Source organism: Nostoc sp. LEGE 06077 (assembly GCF_015207705.1).
In the GTDB taxonomy this organism is placed as follows: domain Bacteria; phylum Cyanobacteriota; class Cyanobacteriia; order Cyanobacteriales; family Nostocaceae; genus Nostoc_B.
The window spans coordinates 1-24,596 of the sequence record NZ_JADEWI010000043.1; the positions used below are offsets into that span (position 1 = coordinate 1).

Consider the following 24,596-nt stretch of genomic DNA (forward strand, 5'->3'; position numbering starts at 1 on the left):
ACCCAATTGCAGACCACTGAAATTCAAAACGAGTGTGAGGATGTTAAACCCTTTTTGGCAGAGAATACAGACGGATTGACTGCACAGGAAAACCCTCAAACCAACATTCTGCCTTCTGCCTTCTGCCATGCCACTTGCTTCAAGTCGGCAAAGCCGCCCAACGCAGTGGCTCCTCTGCCTTTCCCCGATAACCTTTCCATGATTGCTGAGACTAATAAGAGTCCAGTTGTGCCAAGGTTTCCCCAAAACACATCTTTAAAAAGAAAAGTTCAATCCGCCAAAGCACGGGATAGACGGAGGGAAATCCATGAGCAAGTTTGGAGACTGCGGTCTATTGGCCTGTCAGGACTAGCAATCGCTCAAGAGCTGGGAGTTTCTAAAACTACCGTATTCAATTACTTGCGTAGCTCAACTTTTACCGAACGTCGTGAACGTAGCGACCACGGTCTGAGTCTTCTCAACCCTTATCATGATTACCTCCTCAGTCGCTCGAATAGCGGGAACCACAACACCCAAGAACTGTTTGAAGAAATTCGCACCTGCGGCTATATCAGTGGTTATGCCACGGTCGCTCGCTTCACTCGTTATCTCAAGACCTTGCGCGGATTTAAGCCAGCAAAGTGTTCAAAGAAAAACGCGTCCCCCAGGGTGAGTTCTTCCTCCCATCGTCCTCTCACCCCCAGTCGCGTCACAGCTTTAGTCTTGCGACGACCAGAATTTATACAGCCTAATGAGCGTGAAATCATCGCTCAACTACAAACAGCCCATTCTGATTTGAAGTCAGTTATTGAACTAGCTCAACAGGAGAGCATCTCTTGTACGTCAACGTCTACCTGAGCAGCTCGATGCTTGGTTAAACACAGCTAAAAACAGATCTGTTTCTTTGTTGCGCTCCTTTGCTGTTAGTTTAGAGTCTGACTACGATGCTGTGAAAGCAGGTGTAACTATGTCAGTCAGCAATGGCCCCGTTGAAGGACATATTAATCGACTGAAAATGTTAAAGCGGCAGTCCCCTATTAAATGAAGTTGAGGAAATGCAAAGTATATTAGTTGCCAGTTTAAATAAACTCAAAGTTTGAATCTATAATTTCCTTCTGACTCCTTCTGCCTTCTGCCCTCTGCTTTCCCTCAACTTAGATCACCAAAAGTTGCCAAGAACCCATAACTTTGCCGCCTCTGGAAGCATAACTTTGCTACTAGTCCAAAATAGAAGGATAAGCCTGCCGTGAGTCCAATCAAGCATAGAAAGCAGGAAAGGGCAGGATTTTTTCTGAGTAACTACTGGCGTAGTATTCTGAATAAAAGGATTAGTTAATCTTTTTATTCAGAATACTCGGAAAGTGACACAAGAGGTATACTTTCAGCTTTGCCACCAATCAAACTCAACATCTACATCATTAATATTGTCATCTAGTTTATGTATGGGTAATTTTGCCAGTTTTTACCAAAATTTTTGTAGGCTCTTATTTTGGCAAAGGTATTGCTAGTGACTCTAATATTTCTCAATATAGTCAACATTCAAGGTGGAATCAGGTACAACATGCAAGAGTGCCTTGAATAACCTGAGATTGATTATTCAACCATATATTTTTTACTGTTTAATTCAACCTTGGCTGACAGTATTTAACATTCCTGGTATAAAACGTTGCTTCTTAAAATTAATCGACTTCATGAATGACTTTCGTGCTTCTCCAGTCACTTTTTCCATTGCTAGTTAATATTTTTCTCCCTAAAGTAACAAAAGAGGGATGAGTAGCGATCGCTCAAGATTTTTTTATGTTTCTTTGAGGTGTGCAGAATGTAGAGTTTCCAAATCCTCGAAATCTTAGCCTTGGGTTACTCCTCAGAGGAAGTCTAAGTTCTTCACGCTAACCTTCGCTGATGAAGGCGATCGCTCGATCTACATAGCGGTAATACAGACCTAACTCCTAACCCCTTCCCTTCTAGGGAAGGGGAATAAAACTCAACGCCTCTAACGCCAGTTGCTACCCTACTCGTTTTTTCTCCAACTTCAGAAAATCGTATTGCTTCCGAAGACTGTACGTTCTTCCAAGTGATCTATAATTTCCTGTCGGGTGCGCCAAACAGGACGCAATTCCTGACGCGCAAATAATTGCAGTTGATCGCCAACATGAGGTGAATTCGGTTGAGTCGCATTACCATAGCTAGTAAGAACCTTAGCTTTTACTGGCTGGGAAAACTCCACCGCAGCAACGAAAGAATCACCATGAACTGCTTGAAAGTGTCTATCATCTGTTGGGGCGAAAGTGAGTACGCGAAAGACACCTTTTTCTCCATTACCGCCATTAGCAGGTAAGTCTACATTGCCATAACGCAATCGGAAAACCTCGCCCCAAGGAACATCTAGAGTTCCATAGATCTGCTCTATTTTTGTCGCTGCATCTACCAAGGCTGTAACAGCTTTTTCAGGATCAGCCAAACCATCTGGTGTGGTGCGAGGAGATTTTTCATTCCACGGAATACTAAATGCTGTATTTAAATCGAGATTGTCAACCCAAGAGTTAAACAGTACAGCGCCTCGACTATTGGCATCTGTTTTGCGATCCCACTTGGCGAGAACTTCAGTGGCGCGGCGTGCTAATTGATTTTCTGATTTTTGGGCAGCAGGAATCAAATCATCGAGAATTCTGTCTGCCAGTTCCATTTGCGTAGAATGCTTGTAAGCAATCATTTCTGCAAAGGAAATGCTTTTATCTTCAGCTAACATTTTGGCAGAACGCTGCGCTCGGAAATCCATTGGCCCCCGTGGTGCCATATAAGCTGGATAATTGTCGGCTTTGATGGCAATAGGAAAAGTAGTAGTCCAAGGTGGGTCATTGGTATTTTGTAACCAACCACTAGGCGGATCAATTACTCTCGGTAAATCTCGATAGAGGTGCATTTTCGTCCAGAGAGTTTTAGAGGTATCACCAGGAATAATATTTTGCCAGTAAGCAAAGTCTCCTTGTTGACGCACAGGAACTAGAGCATTGAACAGGTGCATAATATGCCCTTCACGGTCGGCATACATGACGGTAAACATGGGTAGCTGTAAGCGTTGCAATACTTTCTGAAATTGAGTGAGATTTTGAGAACTGGCCATATCCCACCACTGTTCTAAAACGCCAGGATTGTTTTGACCAACAACTCGTAGTGCAAGGGTTTTACCTTGTTTAGCGCTAACTACAGGGCCGTGAATAGAACTTTTGACTGAGAAGATTTGCTCTTGCAAAGAGCCATTTTTTTGTTTGATTTTTAAGGGAAAGTTTGTTGTTTCTAAGGAGCGAACTTTGCCATCAAAAAGATAGCCATCCTTTTGTAATTTGAGTTCGTAGGTATCCCAACCATCGTGAGTATTGACGGTATGAGTCCAACCTAAATTATTATTGAAGGCGATCGCTAAAACAGGAATACCCACCAATGTTGCCCCATAAGCATCAATTCCTGGGGCAGTAATTTGGGCTTCGTACCATAAAAATAAATCTCCCCAAGGTAAGTGGGGATTAGCTAATAGCATAGCTTTGCCGCTGGCTGACCGTTTTGGTGCGATCGCCCAACCATTAGAACCCAGTGGAGACTTTGTATGTGTTGTATCAGCTACCCGTCCTGGATCGACGACAAAAGTAAATAGCAGTACTCGTTGCAGGTGACTGAGTACATCCTCTGGTGTGATTGGTAATACTACTTTTACTTCATTGTCAATTAAATCGGGATGCTTTTTGGCATAAATATTAATTCCCGTGGCAAAAGCCTGGAGATAATTGCGAAATGCCGGACTTTGGGCTGCATACCAAGCATTTGCCCGTTTGGGTACACCCATTGTTAGTACCCATTTATCTGAGTCGAGATACTCTTCTCCCCAATATTCCGCAGCTTTTCCCCGCGCTTGACCGTAGAGGCGTAATAGTAAGTTTCCGTGACTTTGCATCTGCGCCCACCCAAAAGCTTGGAAAGCATTTTGCGTGCTATTTCCATATATATGCGGTACGCCGTAAGTATCCCAGAGAATTTCTGTAGTTCTGGTGACAGAACTGATACTTTGACTACTGCTCACTAAAGTAAAGATGATACCGAGTAGGAAAGGTAAGATTCTGCGAGATATTTTGTTCCAGCGAAAAGTCCACACTGGTTTATCTTTAACAAAAGAAAACATTATAGTTTGAGTGTTTGATTTTGGTGAATTTCTACTAGTAAATATTTAGCTAAACTTGTCAATAAACCATATTGAGCAGAATGCAGAAAAAAGTGATCGCCGGGAAACATATCTAAATTAAAATTAGTCTTTGTCTGCTCTTGCCATGCTTGCAGTTCATGACAATCAACTTCTGAATCTTGTAATCCCCCAAAAACAGTAATGGGACATTCTAAAGGTGGTTCAGGAGTATAAGTATAAGTTTCTAAAACAGCAAAATCAGCCCGTAAAATTGGCAGAAATAGCTGCATTAATTCAGCATTTTCTAGTACTGCTGGTGGTGTTCCGTTGAGATGACGAAGTTCTTCTATAAATGCTGGTTCAGGGAGGTTATGAATCGGCGGTTTTACGGGAGGGATTTGTGGCGCGCGACGACCAGAGATAAATAAGTGAACTGGGAGGATATTATACTTCTGCCGCAGTAGACGCGTTAATTCAAAGCTGAATAAGCCACCCATACTATGACCAAAGAAAGCGAATGGCTTGTCTAAATATGGAAAGATCATGGAGGCGATCGCATCTACAAGCGCATCCATATTATTACATAGCGGCAATTTTATTTGCCTACCGCGTCCGGGAAGTTCAATAGTACAAACTTCTACAGAGAAAGGTAAATAATCTGACCATCTGCGAAAAATCAAAGAACTACCACCCGCATAAGGAAAGCAAAATAAACGCAAAGCTGCTAAAGGATTTGGCTTGGGACAAATTATCCAAGAGTTATCACTTGATATGTTTGTTTTCATTACAAGTTGAATTGGCTGTTGAGCCTACTCCTCCATTTTTTTCCTTAAACTTAGAGGTCTCATATCAGTCCAAACTTCCTTAATATATTCCAGACATTCTGATTTGAGTCCACTTTTACCTGCATCTCTCCAACCAAGGGCATTTTCTCTGTCAACTGGCCAAATGGAATATTGCTCCTCATGATTGACTACAACTTTATAAATTGTTGTATCCTCTGAAGTTGTTTGGTTCATTTTTTTATCCTCATCTATATGTTTTGTTGATCACAATCTTAATTATCAAATTCAGAAACTAACTCAGTAAAAAACCACCTGCTTGCAGTTCATTGACACTATCTTGAACAGCCTGAATAATCAAATCAATATCTTCTTCTGTATGGGCTGTGGATAAAAACCCATCACCTTTTGGCATAAGAACACCTCTATCAATCAGATGATGAAATATGAGTCTAAGACCTATTAAAAATGAAGGCTCTGTTAATAAATCAGAAGTTTCTGAGAAATTAGCATTGAAAAACGAGCCAAAATTTGATAGATAAATGGGGAGTCTTTCTAATTCAAAATAAGCATTCAGTCGTTCTACAAATTGCGATGTACGTTGGTTCAACTGTTCTTGTAGACTGACCCCTTGCATTTTTAAATGCTGCAATAAAGCACGCGCAGCAGCCAGGGAAAGAGAATGTCTACAGTAACTGGTTCCAGACCATGTAATCGGTATATGAGGATAAGATGCGTCTCCATAATTCCACATACCACCATCAATTGTATCCATGTAAACAGCTTTACCTGCAACTGCGGCTAAGGGCATACCACCACCTACTATTTTGCCGTATGTTGCGATGTCTGCTTCAACTCCAAACCATGCTTGTGCGCCACCTGGATGGATTCTAAAGCCAGTATTCATTTCATCAAAGATTAATGGTATTCCTAATGCTTGAGTTAATTGGCGCAGTTGTTGAATAAAGACTGTAGGTTGAAAGCCCAGCCGATTTTGCTGTACAGGTTCTACAAGAACAGCGGCTAATTCTTGCTGATAGGTTTGAATTATCTCTAACGACTCAGGACTTCCGTAATCTAAAACCAAAACATCCTCAGCAGTATTTGGTGTTACTCCTGGATACTCTGGAATTCCTCTGGGACTTCCATTTGTCGCTTCTGCTTTCACCAAAGTTCCATCGAAAATCCCATGATAAGAACCAGAAAATAAAACAATCTTATGACGATTTGTTGCGGCTCTTGCTATGCGTAGGGCTAACATCATTGCTTCTGTACCTACACTACAAAAAGTTACCCGTTCCATCCCCGTCAGTTCAGAGATTAACTCAGCAACTTCACCAGCCAGCGCCGCTTGTGCGCCGCTTTGTATCCCATATTCAAGTTGCTCTGAAATAGCTTTTTTGATAAATGGTGGATTGTAACCGCATAAATGTATGCCATATCCACCAGTCAGGTCTATATATTCATTACTATCTACATCCCACATTCTGGAGCCTAAAGAACGTTCAGTCAAAATCGGATAGAACATTTCTTTTATAAGAAAATCAAACCCGACAGAGCCTCGGTTATTAGCAAAAACAGGACGATATTTTTGAGCTAGTTGTTTTGATGTTTTTGTGCGTTGATTGTACCGGAAAATTAATTTTTCTAAATGCTGCTGTTGGCGAAGATTAAGTTCTGTTGTTAGATTCTGATTTGTTGTTTCGGCAATTGTATTAGTTGGTAATTCCAAATGTTGTAAATTAGATGTACTGATGCTATCCATAAAGTTAAATATTGGTGTTGGCGTAAGTTATGGTTATTTTACTTAACAAGTAATGTATGCTCTAATTGATTTAGGCACATCTTTAGTTGTGCTGCTAAAACTTGGGCATGAGGTTGAGCCAGCATCGTGTAATGATTACCTGGAATTGTATGAATTTCCACTGGTTCAGATGATAGCTGACTCCAACCCCAACTAGGATCGTTGGGATAATCACAACCTTCATTACTATCCCTGCCTTGCAAGAGAATCATACGATTTGTATATACCTGTGGTTCATAGTTACACACTGCTTGCAGGTTACTTTGATAAACTTGAAAAAACAGGTAAAAGTTCTGAAAACTAAAATTAGCTGGGATTAAGTTAGCTACTCGCAATTGCTCAAAAACATACTGCAATTGCTCGTCATACTGCATTTGTTGAAAATGCTCGGATGATACTGCTAAATTCTTACCAGCAGAACTAGCCAAATCATAGGCGAAACTAGCAAGAATCCGAGAATTATCATTTTGCTGAATCACTATAGGTTGGCTGGGAAAAGTGGGTGCTGCATTATCTAATAAGATGAGTACAGGCACTTGATGTCCTTGCTTTTGTAATTGTTGCGCCATCTCAAAAGCAATGATGCTTCCCAGTGACCACCCTCCTAAATAGTATGGCCCTTGTGACTGGACTGTACTTATTGCTGCCAGATAATGAGCAGCCATATCTTCAATTCTGGTATGTGGTTCATATTCTCCAAAAAGGCTTGGTGCTTGCAGTCCATAAAAAGGTTGATCTGAACCTAAGCAATGAGCTAATTCTTTGTAACAAAAAACATTACCACCGATGGGATGAATAAAGAATAAAGGTGTTTTAGAGCCTTGTGGCTGAATTTTGACCAGGGGTGCTGCAAGTTCTTTTTGGCTAAACTTAGTTGTTGTCAAATTTGCAGTCATATAATTAATATTTGTCGAAATGGGGGAAGGTGGTAAAAATTCAGCTTTTTGCATTTCTACCACACTATTTTTGACTGCCAGAATAATATAATCTATATCTTCATCAGTATGGGCTGTTGATAAATAAAAAGTGCGCCCTTCCCAGACATAAACTCCTTTTTCTAGCAAGTAGTAATAGAATAAATTGTTGAGTATGGAATTATTCTGGAAAGCAAAACGGAAAAGTGAACCAAAATTAGCAACTCTTATAGGTACTTGCTTTTGCTCAAAGTAATAATTGAGATTTGCTGCTAATTTTGTGGTCTTTTGAGTTAGTTCTTCTTGAAGTTTATTTCCATAATTCTGAATGTGATTTAATGCAGCCCAAGCAGCGGACATCGCTAGAGGATGTTTGAAAAAAGTCCCTGCAAAAACGGTATTTTTTGCTTGAGGATAAGATTCATCGCCATAGTTCCACATCCCACCATCCAAGGCATCCAGGAAAGCCGCCTTGCCAGCTATTACCCCAATTGGCATACCAGCAGCAACCGCCTTGCCGTAGGTAGTGATATCTGCTTGAATGCCCCACAAACCTTGTATACCTGCTGGGTGCATCCGAAAGCCTGTAATTACTTCATCAAAGATTAAGACAATTCCTGTTGCTTGGGTTAGCTGTCTCAACTGATGGAGAAACTCTTGAGGTTGTAAATCTGGACGACTGCTTTGTATTGGCTCAACTAAAATTGCTGCTAACTCGTGGGCATGAGCTTGAATAATATCTAATGATTCAGGAGTACCATAGTTGAGAATGATGACATTCTCAGCCATATATTGAGGAATACCTAAAGCTTTCGGCACAGCATACAACTTTTCATCAGATGTCATGGCTCCTTTCATCAAAACTTCGTCCAGATTGCCATGATAAGAACCAGCAAATAAAGCTATTTTGTAGCGTCCTGTAGCTGTGCGTGCGAGGCGTATTGCGCCCATCACTGCTTCTGAACCTGTGTTACATAAAGCGGCTCGTTCTGCACCTGTTAATTCGCAAATTAATTTGGCTACTTCTCCAGCAAGACGCGATTGAGGGCCATGTAATATCCCATATTGAATTTGTTGTTGGAGGGCTTCAATTACAAAAGATGGTGAATGACCAAATAATAGGGTACCAAATCCCATAGAAATGTCTACATATTCGTTACCATCCACATCCCAAAGTCTGGCTCCTTCTCCACGCTGTCCGTGAATAGGATATATCATCTCCTTAATATCAGGGAAAAAACCTGTTACGGCTCTGCTATTGGCATGATAGGAACGATAATCTTGGGAAAGTCGTTTGGATTCTTGGGTTTTGTTAACAAAATTTGTGATTAAAGTATCTAAATATTTTTGTTGATGGAGAGTCAAAAAATTCATTGATTCTTTTGGAATTTTTTGGGAAGTAAAAGCTGTTTTATTAAGTTCTAATTTAGTTAATTTAGATTTTAAATTGGGATTTTGGCTATTAGTTGAAATTTGCGTAACTTGTTCGTTGAAATGGATGGTTTTATTTAGAGAACTATTCTCAGGTAATAAGTCTACTAATTTAGACATTATCTGAAGATGTTGTAAAATAATCTGCTCAATATTCCTATTTTCACCTTGTTCTGATTGGTGATTTACTGCTAATAGAGGCTGATTCGCCACTACTAATGGTGTAACGGTGGGTGTTGAATCTTGAGGTTTGTCTTTAGCTATATGCGCTGCTAATGATTCAATTGTTAATGAATCTTCTAGAAATATGTGAAAAGGAATTTGCACCCCTAACTGTTCTTGAATAGCACGGTTGATTTGCAGTAATAATAAAGAGTCAACACCCATTTCCAGAAAGGGAGATTGAATATTAATTTCTGATGATTTTACACCTATAGAATTACTTAAAATTTCTGTCAGCATTGATAGAATTTTATTATACTGAGATGTTTTATTTATAAATATTGGTTGTGGCACCATAGTTTCTTTTTCAGAAGATGAATTGTCTGCACTATTCACTAAAGGTTCAATCCAGTATTTTTTCCGTTCAAAAGGATAGGTTGGTAAGGGAATCCGATAAGGTTGTTCATGCTGATAAAATGCTAACCAATCGATTTGGATTCCCGCTAACCAGAGTTGCGCGAGTGTATTGAGTAAGAACGCCTGATCTGATTGTTGATTTTGTGGATGTCTTAAAGAAGGAAGTACTATTTGTTCTGTAACCTTCTGCTTGTTCACTAAGATAGTTAATGCTTTTCCTGGGCCTACTTCTAAAAGAATTTGTTCTGGCTGTTGCAGCAATTTAGCAATTCCTTCGCTAAAACGCACTGTTTGACGGAGATGTTGTACCCAATATTTTGGATCTGTTGCTTGTGTTGCGGTTATCCAAGTACCTGTGACGTTAGAAACAAAAGAAATTTTGGGAGAGTTTAGTTTGATTTTGCAAATAAACTCCTCAAATGGCTCTAAAATCGAGTCCATCATCTGGGAATGAAACGCATGGGAGGTATACAGGCGGCGACAGTCTACACCTTGTTCAGTTAATCGGTTTTGTAATTCCTCAACTGCTGTGGTTGTTCCCGAAACTACACACAAATTAGGGCTGTTAATAGCAGCTAGAGAAAGTTGTTCATTCAGCCAAGGTTGAATTTTTGGTTCTGACATTGGCACAGCTAACATTGTCCCTGACGGAAGTTGCTGAATCAATTTGCCACGAGTAGCCACTAACATGAGTGCATCTTCTAAGGAGAATACACCAGCCACAGTTGCAGCTACATACTCCCCAATGCTGTGACCAATCATCGTGCTAGGTTTGACACCCCAAGATATCCATAGCTGAGCTAAAGCATACTCAATGATAAAGAGTGCTGGCTGGGTGATGTATGTTTGCTGTAACTGCAAAGCAGCAGTTTCTTGTTGTTTTGATTGCGGATATAGAATGCTACGCAAATCTAGTTCTAGTAGTGGTTTGAGTAATTCACAGCAGTAGTCTATTTGTTCTCGGAAGATTGGCTCAGTTTGGTATAATTCTTTAGTCATGTCTACATACTGAGTACCTTGTCCGGGAAACATAAATGCAACTTGTGGGGCGGATGTTTCGCTGTATCGAGTAAAAACTCGTTGTGAATCTTTTGCTTGTAAAACTTGCACTACATCGTCAAGGTTTTGGCAAACTACGGCGCGGCGATGGTCAAAAACTCGACGACCTAGACTCAGGGTATAAGCAACATCAGCTAACTTGAGTTCTGGATTTTGCTGTAAGTGTTGAATTAAGTTTGTTGTAGCTTTTTCTAAGGCTGTACTAGTTTTAGCAGAGAGTAACAACAACTGATATTTTCTCCCTTGCTCCCCTGTTCCCCCCCTCTTCTGTTCTAAAACTGGGGCTTCTTTGAGAATGACATGAGCATTAGTGCCGCCAATACCAAAGGAACTGACTCCGGCATAGCGAGGATGACCATTTGATTTCCATTGTGAAAGTGTGCTATTGACGTAGAAGGGGCTGTTCGCAAAGTCAATTTTAGGATTAGGTTGTTGGAAATGCAGACTAGGAGGTATTTGTTGGTGTTTAAGAGCTAAAACTGTTTTGATTAAACCTGTTACACCAGCAGCGGTATCTAGATGTCCGACATTGGTTTTCACTGAACCAATGGCACAGGAGGCTTGTTTGTCAGTCTTGGCGCGGAAAGCTTTTGTCAGGGCCGCAATTTCGATGGGATCTCCGAGAACTGTGCCTGTACCATGAGCTTCTATATAGCTAATTTTATCGGGTGAGATTCTCGCTATACCAAGGGCTTCGGCTATGACTTTGGCTTGACCTTCGATACTGGGAGCAGTGTAGCCAACTTTTACAGAACCATCATTATTGATAGCGGAGGCTTTGACGATCGCATGAATTGTATCTCGATCTGCGATCGCATCTTCTAACCGTTTTAAAACTACAATACCGACACCATTACCGCTGACGGTTCCTTGAGCTTTGGCATCAAAAGCACGGCAATGTCCATCAGGAGACAAGATACTTCCTTCTTGATAAGGATAGCCAGTTTTGTGTGGCACTCCGATGGAAACCCCACCAGCCAAAGCTATATCACTTTCGCCATTGAGTAAGCTTTGGCAGGCGAGATGAACCGCAACTAATGAAGTAGAGCAAGAGGTTTGGACATTGACACTCGGCCCCTGCAAGTTTAATTTATAAGAAATCAGGGTAGGTAAGAAATCTTGACTATTGGCGATCGCAATTTGTTTACCGCCTACTGATTCTAAAAGCTGGCGGTTGGCATAAAGATTTGACAAAAAGTAACTGCTCATGCTTGCGCCAGCATAAACACCAATTCGACCTAAATAGGTTTCACTGTCATAACCAGCATTTTCTAGCGCATTCCAAGCACATTCAAGCAAGAAACGGTGTTGAGGATCAGTAATTTCTGCTTCTCTAGGATGAAAGTTAAAAAATGACGCATCAAACAAATCTATATCATTTAATATAGCTCCGGCTTTTACATAATTAGGTTGATTTAATAAATTCGATTCTACACCAGCACTAATTAACTCTTCATCAGAAAAAAAATAAATTGACTCTACACCATCTCGGAGATTTTGCCAAAATTCATCAATACTATTAGCTCCAGGAAAACAACCTGCCATACCAATTATGGCTATTTCATCAAAGTAATCAGATGTATTTAAGTTATTCATATAGCAATGCGATTTGATTCGGAGAAATTATTTGCGGAGGTTGAAAATCGTAGATACGCCTGCGGAAAGCCGCAGTACATTTATTTTTATTTTCTGTTCTCTATTCCCTGTTCCCTGACTTAACGAGTAATCTTCACAACTCATTTAGGATCGCTATAGTTGATAATGACTACTTGCTGATTGTTCGATGTTCTTGTCTAAGTTGTCTACGTTGTCTGCGAGATTCTCTCTGATTCTCAGTTAGTTCGTAATTGGATAAGTCAGGTTGTTTATCTTGTTCTTGACTTAGATATTTGGCAAATTTACTAATAGTTGGATACTGAAATAAATCCAGGATTGATATATCTCTATTTAATACTTTTTGGAGTTTGCTATGAACCTGAACCATTAGTAAAGAATGACCACCAATATCAAAAAAGTTGTGATGAATACCTACTTTTTCTAAATGCAGTAATTCTTGCCAGATATTTGTAATAATTTGTTCAAGCTCAGATTGTGGAGCCACGTATGATTCTGCTAAATCCAGTTGTGCTTGTTCAGGTAAAGCTCGATAGTCTACTTTGCCGTTGGGTGTTAATGGTAAAGCATCTAATTTGATTAAAGCCGCAGGTATCATATATCTAGGTAGTTTTTCTCCTAGATAATTGCGTAGTTCACTGATAGAAACTCCGGGTTTTTGGTTAACAACAATATAAGCAACTAAACGCTTTTGATTATCTACATCATCGCGGGCAATAACTACAACTTCTTTTACTTCTGGATGTTGATCTAATACTGCTTCTATTTCGCCTAATTCAATCCGAAAACCGCGAATTTTAACTTGATTATCCATGCGTCCTAGAAACTCAATGCTTCCATCTAGACGATAACGAGCTAAGTCACCTGTTCGATAAAGGCGTTCTCCTGGTCGATTACTAAATGGGTTGGGGATAAACTTCTGTGCAGTTAATTCTGGTCGATTTAAGTAGCCACGAGCGAGTCCTAAACCAGCTATATACAATTCACCAACTACACCGATAGGTACTGGTTGCCCATGTTTATCTAATACATAAAGTTTGGTATTAGCAATTGGTTTACCAATAGGTATTGAACCGGAATCACGCTGATTATTTGGTACTTGATAAACACAACAACCCACGACTGTTTCTGTGGGGCCATATTCATTAATCAGCATGGTATCGGGGGCAAAATCTTGCCAAAAAGTTAACTTTTCAGCTAATAAATTTTCACCACCAATAATAAAAGCTCTGGTGCGATTTGCTATTTCTTCCGGTGATAGTTGTCTTTTGAGTAAATCTAAATGTGCGGGTGTAATTTTGACTAAACTTAAGTTATTGCTACGGCGTAAAGCTGAAGAAAGTGCGTCAATTCCTTGATTTTCTGGTAACAGTTCTACTTGACGACCTACTAATAAGGGTGAAAACAGACTAGTAATTGTGAGGTCAAACCCCAGGGGAGAGTGAACTAATGTTCCTGTTCCTTGTTCAACGTTGTACGCTTGGGTACACCAACTCAGATAATTAACTAGTCCTTGATGGGTAATTAAGGTTCCTTTGGGTTTACCAGTTGAGCCAGAGGTATAAATGACGTAGGCTAGGTTTTGAGAAGTTGTCTGAGTAATGAGATTTGCAGTTGTTTCTTGAGCGATCGCTGACCAGTCGCTATCTATGCAAAGCACTTGTACTTTATCTGGTAAACTAGCTGCTAGATGTTGCTGTGTCAGAACTAAAGGTGTATCGGCATCAGCAATGATATAAGCTTGACGTTCTGTCGGATAAGCAGGGTCTAATGGTACGTAAGCTGCACCAGCTTTGAGGATACCTAATAAACCGATGACCATCCATAAGGAGCGATCTACACAAATACCTACTAACACATCTGGCCCTACACCTAATTTTTGCAGGTAATGAGCCAATTGATTAGCACGGGTATTTAATTCTTGATAAGTAAGTTGCTGGTCTTGAAAAACAACTGCAATATTATCTGGTGTGGAATTGCACTGTTGTTCAAACCAGTGATGAATACACTCATATTGTAATTTTGTAGTTTGAGTGTTGTTGAAATCAACTAAAATTTGCTGGCGTTCCTGGTCGCTGAGAATATTTAATTTTGAGATGGTTTCTGAGGGGTTTTCAATAGCACTAATTAATAATGTTTGCCATTGACTCGCTAAACGTTGAATATCTGTGGGGGAAAACAGATGAGCATCATAGTGGAATTCTGCGTTAACGGTTTGATTAAGGGTGCGATTGCAAGTCAGTTTAACTTTAAATCGGTCAACGCAAGCATATTTTTGATAAATAGTAAATCTTATGTCACCAGCAGCATACTTATTTGGCATTTCTGCAAAGTCAAAACAGAATGGTAAAAATGGCTGTGCTGTATGTTCTTGGTTGGTTTTCGCTATTTGTTCCCAGGTGAAACTCTCTTGCCATTCGGTTAATTCAGTTGTAGCATTACTAAGTTTAACTAAGATATCACTGAAGCAATCTTTTTGGGTCAATTCACAGCTTAGAGGTAAATATTTAGCGAGTAAACCTATTACTGATTTGAGTTCTTCATAATTACGACCATCACAACCTAAACCAATTATTGGCTTTGATTCGTCGGTAATTCGCCAAAGTAAAATTAACCAACAAGCTAGAAAGAATACGCTGGTTGAAGTTTGATGCTTTTGGACAATTCCCTCTATTTTATTAATTAACTCACTCGCAATTGATAACTTGTAACATTGAGGTTTAAATTCTTGGGATTGAGAAGGCTGATGTTCAAAAGATAATTGAAAACTCTCAAGCTGAGAACTATCTAATTGTTGCCAATATTTTTTCCTAGCAAGTGTTTCCTCTGCTTCTAATAGTTCATTTTGCCATGCAGAAATATCGGCATATTGCAACGGTTCATCAGTAAAAATATCACTATAACAATAGCTAATTTCAGCTAATAAATTCTTTAATGATGCCGTGTCAGCACACATTGCAGGCAACTGCACAAGTAAAATATGCTTTTTATGTGACAGTTTAATTAATTGTGTCTGGAATAAACAACCTTGTTCCCATTCAATATCCTGCTGACTGAACTCTTGCCAAATATTCTCAATATCTGCCGCTAAAAAAGTGCTTTCATGCCAAGATAAACCAATATTATTTTCTACAACTTGAATAGGAATCTTGATACCCTTGGTTTTATGAAAACTAGTGCGGAGTATTTCATTTCTCGCAATAACTTGTTGCACCGCTGCTTTTAAAATAGCAACTTGTAAATCGCCCTCAATCAAAATAGCGCATTTAGCCAAATACATCGAGCTATTTTGTTGTAATAACCAAAGCCGCTTTTGTTGAGGAGAAAGTTGAAATCCCTGTATTTGTTGAGGCATTTTAATTGATTAACCTTAATTATTAATATCTGCAAAACTGGTCATTTCGCCCATAGCTACTAATAACTTTCGTTCTCCAACAAAGGGATTACGTGCATGAGCCGTTAACAAATTATCTAGGAGTAATATATCTCCTTGCTGCCAGGTAAAAGTTACTTCTAAATCTTGATAAATTTCACAAATTTCGGACATGATAGAATCTTCTATGATAGTGCCATCACCGTAATAGCAATTCCGGGGCAAATCTTCTGGGGAAAATGAGGCTAAAAATGACTCTCTTGTTTGCTCATCTAAGCAAGCAGGATGCCAATGTTGAGCCTGATTAAACCAACATATTTCACCTGTCTGTGGGTGTTTTACTACGGCTGGGCGCACAGAAAAAGTTCTTAAACTTCCATCTAGTTTCCAGACAAAATTCACAGAATTTTTCTGACAAATTGCTTCAACTGCTGACTTATTTTGAGTTTGAAAAACGGTTTCCCAATTCAGCCCTAGTCCGTTACCATAATTACGGACATACATAACTTTTTTTTCAATAAATTGTTCTCTAATTTTAGGGTTTAGGCGCTGAAAAACTTGGCGACTGTCAACGATGGGAGTTTCCCCACCCTGCTGTGCTGGTTGACGACACCCAAATAGAATCTTTTTTGGCCAGCGATGATTGAAGGAGTTTTCATTGTGCCATAATAACTTGCGATCGCTAGGGTAGAAAACTGGAGTATAAACATTTCCACTGACACTATTACGGGGATGTTCGCCATTTTCGTTAAAAAGTTCTGAGCAAATTACTAAACTAAAATGTTCAAATTCTGATGGTGTAGTAATATTAAAGTCTCTCAATAATATACCACCATTTCGTAATAGATTTTTTTCTAAAAAGTCTCGATTATCTTCTGCCCAATCTGCAATATCAATGTCATTGACAGTGGGTTTGATTACCAGAGGTAATTTATCTCCATTTTCTAAATAACTTGTTTCTATTAATTCGTTTTGGAGTATGCTTACTGCTTTAGCTTTGATGGGTTTTGCTAGTTTTTTCATTTCAGATCCTCAATTTCAGTAGCGGTATTAATTACTTGGCGTTTAATAGTTTTTAATTTAAGTTTATATTCTTGTTTTATATTTTTACTTTGTATAAATTCTTGTTCCTGATCTGCTACGGTCAGTAATTCAATTAATTCATTTAGTTTTGCTGTTGGTTTAGTTACAATTTGATTTAAAAGTGTTTCAAAATGTTTGAGCATTCGATTTATGGTCGCAGGGAAAAATAAATCAGTGTTATACTCCAATACTGCAACTATTCCCTGTTCTGTTTCTGCTATCTCCCAAAGTAAATCAAGTTGGGTTGTTTTCTTTTCAACCTCTAATGATTTGATAGTTAGATTTGACAGTTCTAACGAAGGAGTTTGAGTATTTTCTAAAATTAACTTGATTTGAAATAAAGGTGGACGAGATAAATGCCTGACTGGGTTGAGGGCATCGACAAGTTTATCAAATGGCAAATCTTGGTGAGAATATGCCTCTAAAGTTACCTCACGGACTCTTTCCAGTAACTCACGAAATGAGGGGTTTCCTGATAAATTAGTGCGTAAAACAAGTTGGTTAACAAAAAAACCAATTAATTCTTTAGTTTCCATCTGGTTGCGGTTGGCAATATCAGTACCAATAATTATTTCTGCTTGCCCTGTGTACCAATAAAGTAATGTTTTAAATGCGGCTATTAAAATCATAAATAGCGTTATACCTTCGCGTTGGTACAAACCTTTCAATTGTTCTGAGAACGGTTTAGATAAAACTAGACATTGCCTAGCACCATTAAAAGTTTGTAATTTTGGGCGGGGCATATCTATAGGCAATTCGAGTATAGGAAGTTGACCGCTTAATTTTTGCTGCCAATAATTCAATAGAGTTTCTAATTTTTCTCCTTGTAAATATTGGTGCTGCCAAACAGCAAAATCTGCATACTGAATTTGTAGTTCTGGTAGTGGTGAAGGATAACCGCGAGAAAAGTTTTCGTAAAGTGTCGTAATCTCACGAATTAACACACCTATAGACCAAGCATCAGCAGCAATATGGTGTATTGATAACAATAAAATATGCTCTGTCTCACTCAGTTGCAGTAAAGTAACTCGCAATAAGCAATCTTTAGTTAAATCGAAGGATTTTTGCGTTTCTTGATGAGCTAAATGTATAACTTCGGATTCTCTTTTGTCTAGAGGTAATTCTTGTAAATTTACTAGTTTTATGGTGAATACAGAAATAGGAGAAATTACCTGAAGCGGTTGTCCATCAACTATAGTAAATGTAGTGCGTAAAGCTTCATGACGCTTGACAACTTTTTGAAAGCTTTGTTCTAATGCTGCTACATTTAGCCAACCTGACAAGCGCATAAACTGACAAATATTAAATGCTGGGTTCCCAGGCTGCAATTGGTCGAGAAACCATAACCGCTGCTGGGCAAATGAGAGGGGGAAAGTATTCGACTCTCGATTTTGAGGTTTTATTTGTGTATGTGAAAAAGCACTTTCTTTTTGATTATTCAGTTTTTGCAACAGAAGGTTACGTTTTTCTGGAGAAAGAGCGGCGATACGCTTGGCAATATCAGTCATTTGTGCAGGTTATAATAATGAGCTATAAATCAGCTAACCCAAATTTAAAAACAGCACTGTAAAATGTCTTTTGATTTGGGTTACTTACAGCAATGTTCTGGTAACTGAACTACAAATAGACCTCTCTCCAAACCTCTCTCCTCTTAGGAGAGAGGCTTTGATTTTCTCCCCTTCCTTACAAGGGAAGGGGTTGGGGGTTAGGCCTCATAATTGTGGTCTAAATACGTGAAAAGTGCTATAAATTTGAAACATTAGCGCATATATACTATTGTTTCAAAATATTTGCTATGAATCTCATATAATTATGAAATTGTTACCTCTTCAAATAACTCATCGCTATCAAGCAGATGTACGAAATCCATTTCGATATTTGTGAGATCAGGCTTGTAAAAGACTACAAGTAGAACCACTCTAGGTTTATCACTATAGTTCCATACTGTATGTTCATAGGATGGATCAAAGAATAAACACTTCCCTTCTTCCCAAGTACGCAACTCTCCACCAACGCTAATACCACAATTTTCAGGAATGGAAAGACCGAGTTGACAAATTATAAAAGAACTTGCTGGATCGCGATGAGGTTTAACAAACTCCCCTGGTTTAAGAACTAATAATTCTGCGGTTTCCAGTCTTGTATGATTTGAAATAAGCTCTAATATTTCTAGTGTTTTAGGGAAATATGTATTAGTTTTATCAACCTTTTTACCTCCTTGAATTAAATAGATAGAATCCCATCCGCCCATATTAACACCAGGGTAGTAATATGGTTTTAGTAAAGTATTAATTTCCCTAGCTTGAATAGCTTCTTGCTGAATTATTTTATAATTATCCTCCAGCAGTTTCACTTTAGGTAAATCGCTTATTTCATACCAAGGTTTAGAAGTAATTCCTATTACTGTAAATCCTTGTGAAGGAGGAAGTGGATTAGCAATGGGCTTGTTATAAGCAAGAGCAATAGAATTTTCAATTCTTTTGAGAGCTTCTGAACCATATTTCTTCCTAAGCTCGGACAGTTTACTTTGGCTTTGGATGTATGTTTTCCTATCTTTGAGGATTTCTCTTATAGCTATCCCAATCAGAAGAAGTGTTGCTAGTGTTGCTAGTATTCCAGCTAAGAATAAAGGGGATAAATTCACTATTAAAATATCGCCGAATTTCTTCGTTAAGAGTATCCCATTAGTTGTATATGCTCCAAGCAGGCATAAGACCAAGATTGGGATAATAAACCACTTTTGAAAAATCACTTTTTTTGAAGCATAAACGCTAAATATAGACTTTGCAAAAGACTCCCAGAATAATCCTATCCATAAAGCTGATATTGCATATAAAAGACAGAATACAAAAGAAATTACTGAATCTGAAATGTCAAAAACCCCATCAATTTTCATGACATAAAGAAATGTAGATAGCATCCCAACAACTAAGAACCCTAGTTGACATAGCAACAAAAATACTAAGTATTTTTTACCACTTATACCGTATGTACTGAGCATAAAATCACCTCAAAGACTTACAAAAAATCGTGAATTTTGATGAAACAACTAACTACTTTTGTAAAGCAATGATTGCTTGTACTTCTTCTTCTGAAAGTTGCTCAATTTCAGCTAGAGCTTTTACTAGCTTTTCTTGCTCTGTCTTTTCTGCTAGATTTTGGACAATAACTTCAGCTAATTCAGCAATAGTAGGAGAATTAAAAAAGCCCTTATAGGAAAGTTCTACTTGAAAGCTTTTGCACAGTTGAGAAACAAGCTGGGTAGCAAATAAAGAATCTCCTCCTAATTCAAAGAAATTATCATGAATACCTATACGATCAATACCAAGAAGTTGTTGCCAAATGTCAGCTAGGTTTATTTCTATTTCGTCGCGAGGAGCAACATAAACATTATCTAAATTTGGACGGGGATGACTGGCTCTATTTCGGTTTAGTTGGGCTAATTTTTCTTCTATAGATTTATCGGATCTATTTGCCTGAATTTGGCTGTATAAATCTTGGACAGAGACAAGAATTTGCGGCAAATTACTACTAGATAAAACTCGATCAAATACCTCTATACCATCTTCCACAGTCATTCCTATCATTAATTCTTCGCCTGTAATATTTTTATGTCTTTGTTCAACAGCAACGGCCATTCCTAAACTATTCCATCTATCCCAATTAATAGAGGTAATGAAATTACTATATTGTGCGGCGTGATAGTGAGCGAAGGCATCTAAGAAGGCATTTTCGGCGATATAATCAACTAGTCCTGATGCACCGATAAAGGAAGAAAGTGAGGAACAAAGTACAAAGAAATCAAGTTTGGTATTTTGGAAAATTTCATTTAATACTCTTGTTCCTTGGACTTTTGGTGCTAAAGCATCAGCTGCAATTTCTTTGGTTTTGAGTTGAATCATTCCTCCGCCTAAAACTGCGGCTGCATGAATTACTCCATTAATTTGACCAAATTGCAAATTTGCGGCTTTCACTAATACTGACATTTGCTCATAATTGGCAACGTCAGCGTTAACTATCATTATTTCTGCACCACAAGCTTGCAAATTTTGTAATTTCTGAATTTTCTGGCTAATTACATTTTGTGCATCATGGGTTGATCGCCACTGCGTCCATTCATTTGCTTGAGGAAAAGGCGATCGCCCGACTAAAATTAATTTAGCTTGTACCGTCTTGGCTAGATATTCAGCTAAGGCTAGTCCCACACCACCCAAACCGCCAGTGATTAAATAGACTCCGTTTTGCTTTAAACGCTGATTTTCCTGAATTGGGGTGTCTAATTTAACCGTTGCAAAATCTTGCACCCAGCGATGATGTCCTCGGTAAGCAATCACCTGTTCAGATGGTTGCAAAGAAATTTCTGTAACTAGTTGGTTGATTAGTTGCTGTTCTTGCCAACTATCTATTCTGGGCAGCACTACATCAATACTGCTACAAGTAATATGGGAATATTCTTGGGGAATGACCTTACAAGGCCCCATTATTAAAGCTTTTTCTGGACACAGTTGTTCGGAACCTGTCACCGTTTGTAGATGATTGGCGATAACCCGAATATCTAAGGTATCTTTTGGATAAGATTCGGCGATCGCTTGAGTCAAAAACAGTAAGCTATAAAAGCCCAAGGATTCATACTGTTGTGATGTCAAGTACCCTGGATGATCTGGAGTAACGCTCCATAAGTGAAGAATATTGCTGGGAGTTTGACCTAATTTGCGAAGTTCTTGACAGAGCAACTTGTAATTTTGTGGTTGCTCTGGGTTAATTGTATATGAGCGATCGCTGTCACTCATATATACTTCGCCAACTTTGACGGTAATTACCTCACCATCTGCTAATTTCAATCGCTGAACTATTTTTTCACCCAAACCGCACTCATCCACAAACACTAACCAGCATTTTGATTGAGTTGTTTTGATTTCATTTGCTAACTTGGGTAGAGTAGCACGTTTCCAAGCAGGAGTATAAAACCAGTCAGCAATGTTAGGGTTTTTACTTAATAAAACCAGATTTTCTTCACTTGGCTTGTGGTCAATAAGTGCAGTAGGTGCAGAATCAGTTGTAATTGATGAAAATTGTTTTTCTAATTGTGCTTTAAATCTCTGTTGCGGTGCTTCTACCCAATAACGCTGACGTTCAAAAGGATAGGTAGGTAAGGGGATATGGTAAGGTTTTTCGTGGCGATAAAAACTCGACCAATCAACTTTAATTCCTTGCAACCATAGGCGACCCAAAGTATTGAATATAAATGCGACATCTGACTTTTGTTCTTGGGGATGGCGGAGTGAAGTGAGAGTAACTACCTCTGGTTTTTGATGTTGCTTGACAAAGGTAGTTAAAGTTCTGCCAGACCCCACCTCTAAAAATATGCGTTCTGGTTGCTGGAGTAACTCAGTGATTCCTGCACTAAATAGGACGGTTTGACGCAAATGTTTTGCCCAATATTCGGGGTTTGTGGCGGTAGTTGCATCTATCCATGTCCCGCTAACATTCGAAATAAAGGGAATTTGGGGAGGATGGAGAGGAATTTGTTGTAAAAGTTGCGTCAATGGCTCAACAACTGCATCCATCATCGGAGAATGAAAAGCGTGAGATGTGTGCAGTCGGCGATAATTTATCCCTTGCTGTTGTAATTTTTTTTCTAATTGAGCGATCGCATCTATCGTACCTGAAACTACACAGCTTGATGGTGAATTACTCGCAGCTAAAGCCAGTTCTTTACCCAAAAAAGGTAGAATTTCTGACTCAGACATTTGCACCGATAGCATCGCACCGCCTGGCTGTTGTTGCATCAAACGTCCGCGAGTAGCCACTAGCTTTAAGGCATCTTCTAAACTAAAAACTCCCGCTAAAGTTGCGGCTACATATTCCCCAATACTATGACCAATCATCGCTTCTGGATGTACACCCCAAGTCATCCATAATTTGGCTAAAGCATACTCAATCACAAATAAAGCAGGCTGGGCTATAGCAGTTTGGGTTAGTTCTGGAGTCTGCATTGCTTGGGGATAAAGTACCTCACGTAAATCAAGATTTAGGTGTGGTTTGAGCAGTTCAGCACAATCATCAATTTGTTCTCTAAACTCTGGTTGACTTTCATAAAGTTCTCTGCCCATATCCACATACTGAGAACCCTGCCCAGGAAGCATAAATACCACTGGACTATGACCAGATTTTTGGTAATGGGTGAAAACTTCTGGACTATCTGAAGATGTGAAAGCTGTAATGGTATGTTCAAGATTTTGACACACCAAAATCCGCCGATGTTCAAAAGCTTTCCGACCAACAGCCAAAGTATAAGCCACATCACCCAAATTTAAATCTTGATTTTGCTGCAAGTGTTGGACTAAATTCTCTGTCGCCGTCTCTAGGGCTGTCCTAGTTTTTGCCGACAGTACCAACAACTGAAATCTCTCCTGCACCCCTGCACCCCTGCACCCCTGCCCTAAAACTGGTGCTTCTTCAAGAATGACATGAGCATTTGTTCCCCCAATACCAAAAGAACTCACCCCCGCACGTCGCGGAGTGCCGTTAGTTTGCCAATCTGTTAGTTGAGTATTGACATAAAAGGGACTATTCGCAAAATCAATTTGGGGATTTGGTGCTTCATAGTGGAGGCTGGGTGGTATTTTTTGATGCTTGAGTGCCAAAACTGTCTTAATTAAACCTGCTATTCCAGCCGCCGCATCCAAATGCCCAGTATTGCTTTTTAAAGAACCAATGGCACAAAAGCCGGTTTTCTCAGTACTGACGCGAAAAGCTTCAGTTAAAGCCGCAATTTCTATCGGATCTCCTAAAGATGTGCCTGTACCGTGGGCTTCAATATAGGTGATGGTTTCCGGTGCAACTTCAGCGACAACTTGAGCCGTTCTAATAACTTTGGCTTGAGTATCGATACTGGGTGCGGTAAAGCTGACCTTTTGTGAACCATCGTTATTAGTTGCAGAACCTTTAATTACTGCATAAATGGTATCTTGATCTGCGATCGCATCTTCTAATCTCTTTAACACCACAATGCCCACACCTTCACCGCCAACAGTTCCCTGTGCTTTGGCATCAAAAGCCCGGCAATGTCCATCAGGCGAGCCTATGCCCCCTTCTTTATAAAAATAGCCATGTTTTCGCAATGCACTAATAGAAACACCACCAGCTAAAGCCATGTCACATTCTCCATTCAAGAGACTTTGACAAGCTAAGTGGACTGCAACTAACGAAGTTGAACAAGCAGTTTGAATGGTATAACTTGGCCCCTGAAAATTAAATTTGTAAGAAACACGAGTACTTAAAAAATCTTTATCACCACCAATGGCTATTTGATGAGCATCAACAGAATTACGAATATTTTCATTTATATAAACATTAAATAAGTAGCCACTCAAACTACTACCACCATAAACACCAATAGACCCAGGATAATTTTCTGAGTTATAACCAGCATTTTCTAAAGCTGACCAAGCACATTCTAAAAACAGTCGATGTTGTGGATCAGTAATTTCTGCTTCTTTGGGAGTGAACCCAAAAAATGGTGCATCAAATAATTCCGCCTCTGCTAATACACCTCTAGCTTTCACATATTTTGGATTCTCCACAACAACTGGATCGATCCCTGAACTTATCAGTTCTTCATCTGTAAAAAAGCTAATTGACTCCACACCCGCTTCTAAATTCTGCCAGAACTCTTCAATATTTTTCGCCCCAGGAAAACGCCCTGCTAAACCAATAATTGCTATTTCTGACCCATTTTGCTCAAATGTTGTTGAATCATCCATTTTTCTATAATTCCTCTGCGCCCTCTGCGTCTCTGTGG

General features: G+C 39.2%; 10 protein-coding genes and 2 pseudogenes. 2 read left to right on the forward strand and 10 right to left on the reverse strand.

Annotated features, from left to right (window positions below; translation table 11 throughout):
* Positions 1–837 (forward strand): annotated as a pseudogene (locus tag IQ244_RS22715) (hypothetical protein); the annotation flags it as partial.
* A gap of 43 nt (positions 838–880) precedes the next feature.
* Positions 881–1,024, forward strand: a pseudogene (locus IQ244_RS32645) (hypothetical protein); the annotation flags it as partial.
* 987 nt (positions 1,025–2,011) lie between these two features.
* Here the strand turns inward: IQ244_RS32645 and IQ244_RS22720 are convergent.
* The 10 genes from IQ244_RS22720 to IQ244_RS22780 all read right to left on the reverse strand — a co-directional run bounded on the left by IQ244_RS22720 (position 2,012) and on the right by IQ244_RS22780 (position 24,558).
* On the reverse strand, positions 2,012–4,153 hold the full coding sequence (locus tag IQ244_RS22720; protein ID WP_193898227.1) for an acylase: 2,142 nt from the start codon (positions 4,151–4,153) through the stop codon (positions 2,012–2,014).
* Positions 4,153–4,938, reverse strand: a complete 786-nt coding sequence (locus IQ244_RS22725) for a thioesterase II family protein (protein ID WP_193898229.1) — start codon at positions 4,936–4,938, stop codon at positions 4,153–4,155. Before IQ244_RS22725 ends, IQ244_RS22720 begins: the two co-directional genes overlap by 1 nt.
* 24 nt (positions 4,939–4,962) lie before the next feature.
* Complete coding sequence (locus IQ244_RS22730) at positions 4,963–5,172, reverse strand: MbtH family protein (protein WP_193898231.1); 210 nt, start codon at positions 5,170–5,172, stop codon at positions 4,963–4,965.
* A 58-nt stretch (positions 5,173–5,230) separates the two neighbouring features.
* On the reverse strand, positions 5,231–6,700 hold the full coding sequence (locus IQ244_RS22735) for an aspartate aminotransferase family protein (RefSeq protein ID WP_193898233.1): 1,470 nt from the start codon (positions 6,698–6,700) through the stop codon (positions 5,231–5,233).
* 38 nt (positions 6,701–6,738) lie between these two features.
* The gene (locus IQ244_RS32650; RefSeq protein WP_228059084.1) at positions 6,739–12,318 is read right to left on the reverse strand and encodes a type I polyketide synthase; all 5,580 of its coding nucleotides are present in this window, start codon (positions 12,316–12,318) and stop codon (positions 6,739–6,741) included.
* Between the two features lie 169 nt (positions 12,319–12,487).
* Positions 12,488–15,691: a non-ribosomal peptide synthetase gene (locus IQ244_RS22760; protein ID WP_193898235.1), complete on the reverse strand. Its 3,204-nt coding sequence runs from the start codon at positions 15,689–15,691 to the stop codon at positions 12,488–12,490.
* A gap of 15 nt (positions 15,692–15,706) precedes the next feature.
* A complete protein-coding gene (locus IQ244_RS22765; RefSeq protein WP_193898237.1) occupies positions 15,707–16,732 on the reverse strand; it encodes a TauD/TfdA family dioxygenase in 1,026 nt (341 codons plus the stop codon).
* The gene (locus IQ244_RS22770; protein ID WP_193898239.1) at positions 16,729–18,300 is read right to left on the reverse strand and encodes a condensation domain-containing protein; all 1,572 of its coding nucleotides are present in this window, start codon (positions 18,298–18,300) and stop codon (positions 16,729–16,731) included. The genes IQ244_RS22765 and IQ244_RS22770 overlap by 4 nt, the downstream gene beginning before the upstream one ends.
* Positions 18,301–18,602: 302 nt before the next feature.
* Positions 18,603–19,793 carry an aspartyl/asparaginyl beta-hydroxylase domain-containing protein gene (locus tag IQ244_RS22775; RefSeq protein ID WP_193898241.1) on the reverse strand — a complete coding sequence of 397 codons (1,191 nt, stop codon included), beginning with the start codon at positions 19,791–19,793 and terminating at the stop codon, positions 18,603–18,605.
* Positions 19,794–19,845: 52 nt separating this feature from the next.
* On the reverse strand, positions 19,846–24,558 hold the full coding sequence (locus IQ244_RS22780; RefSeq protein WP_193898243.1) for a type I polyketide synthase: 4,713 nt from the start codon (positions 24,556–24,558) through the stop codon (positions 19,846–19,848).
* Positions 24,559–24,596: the final 38 nt, after the last annotated feature.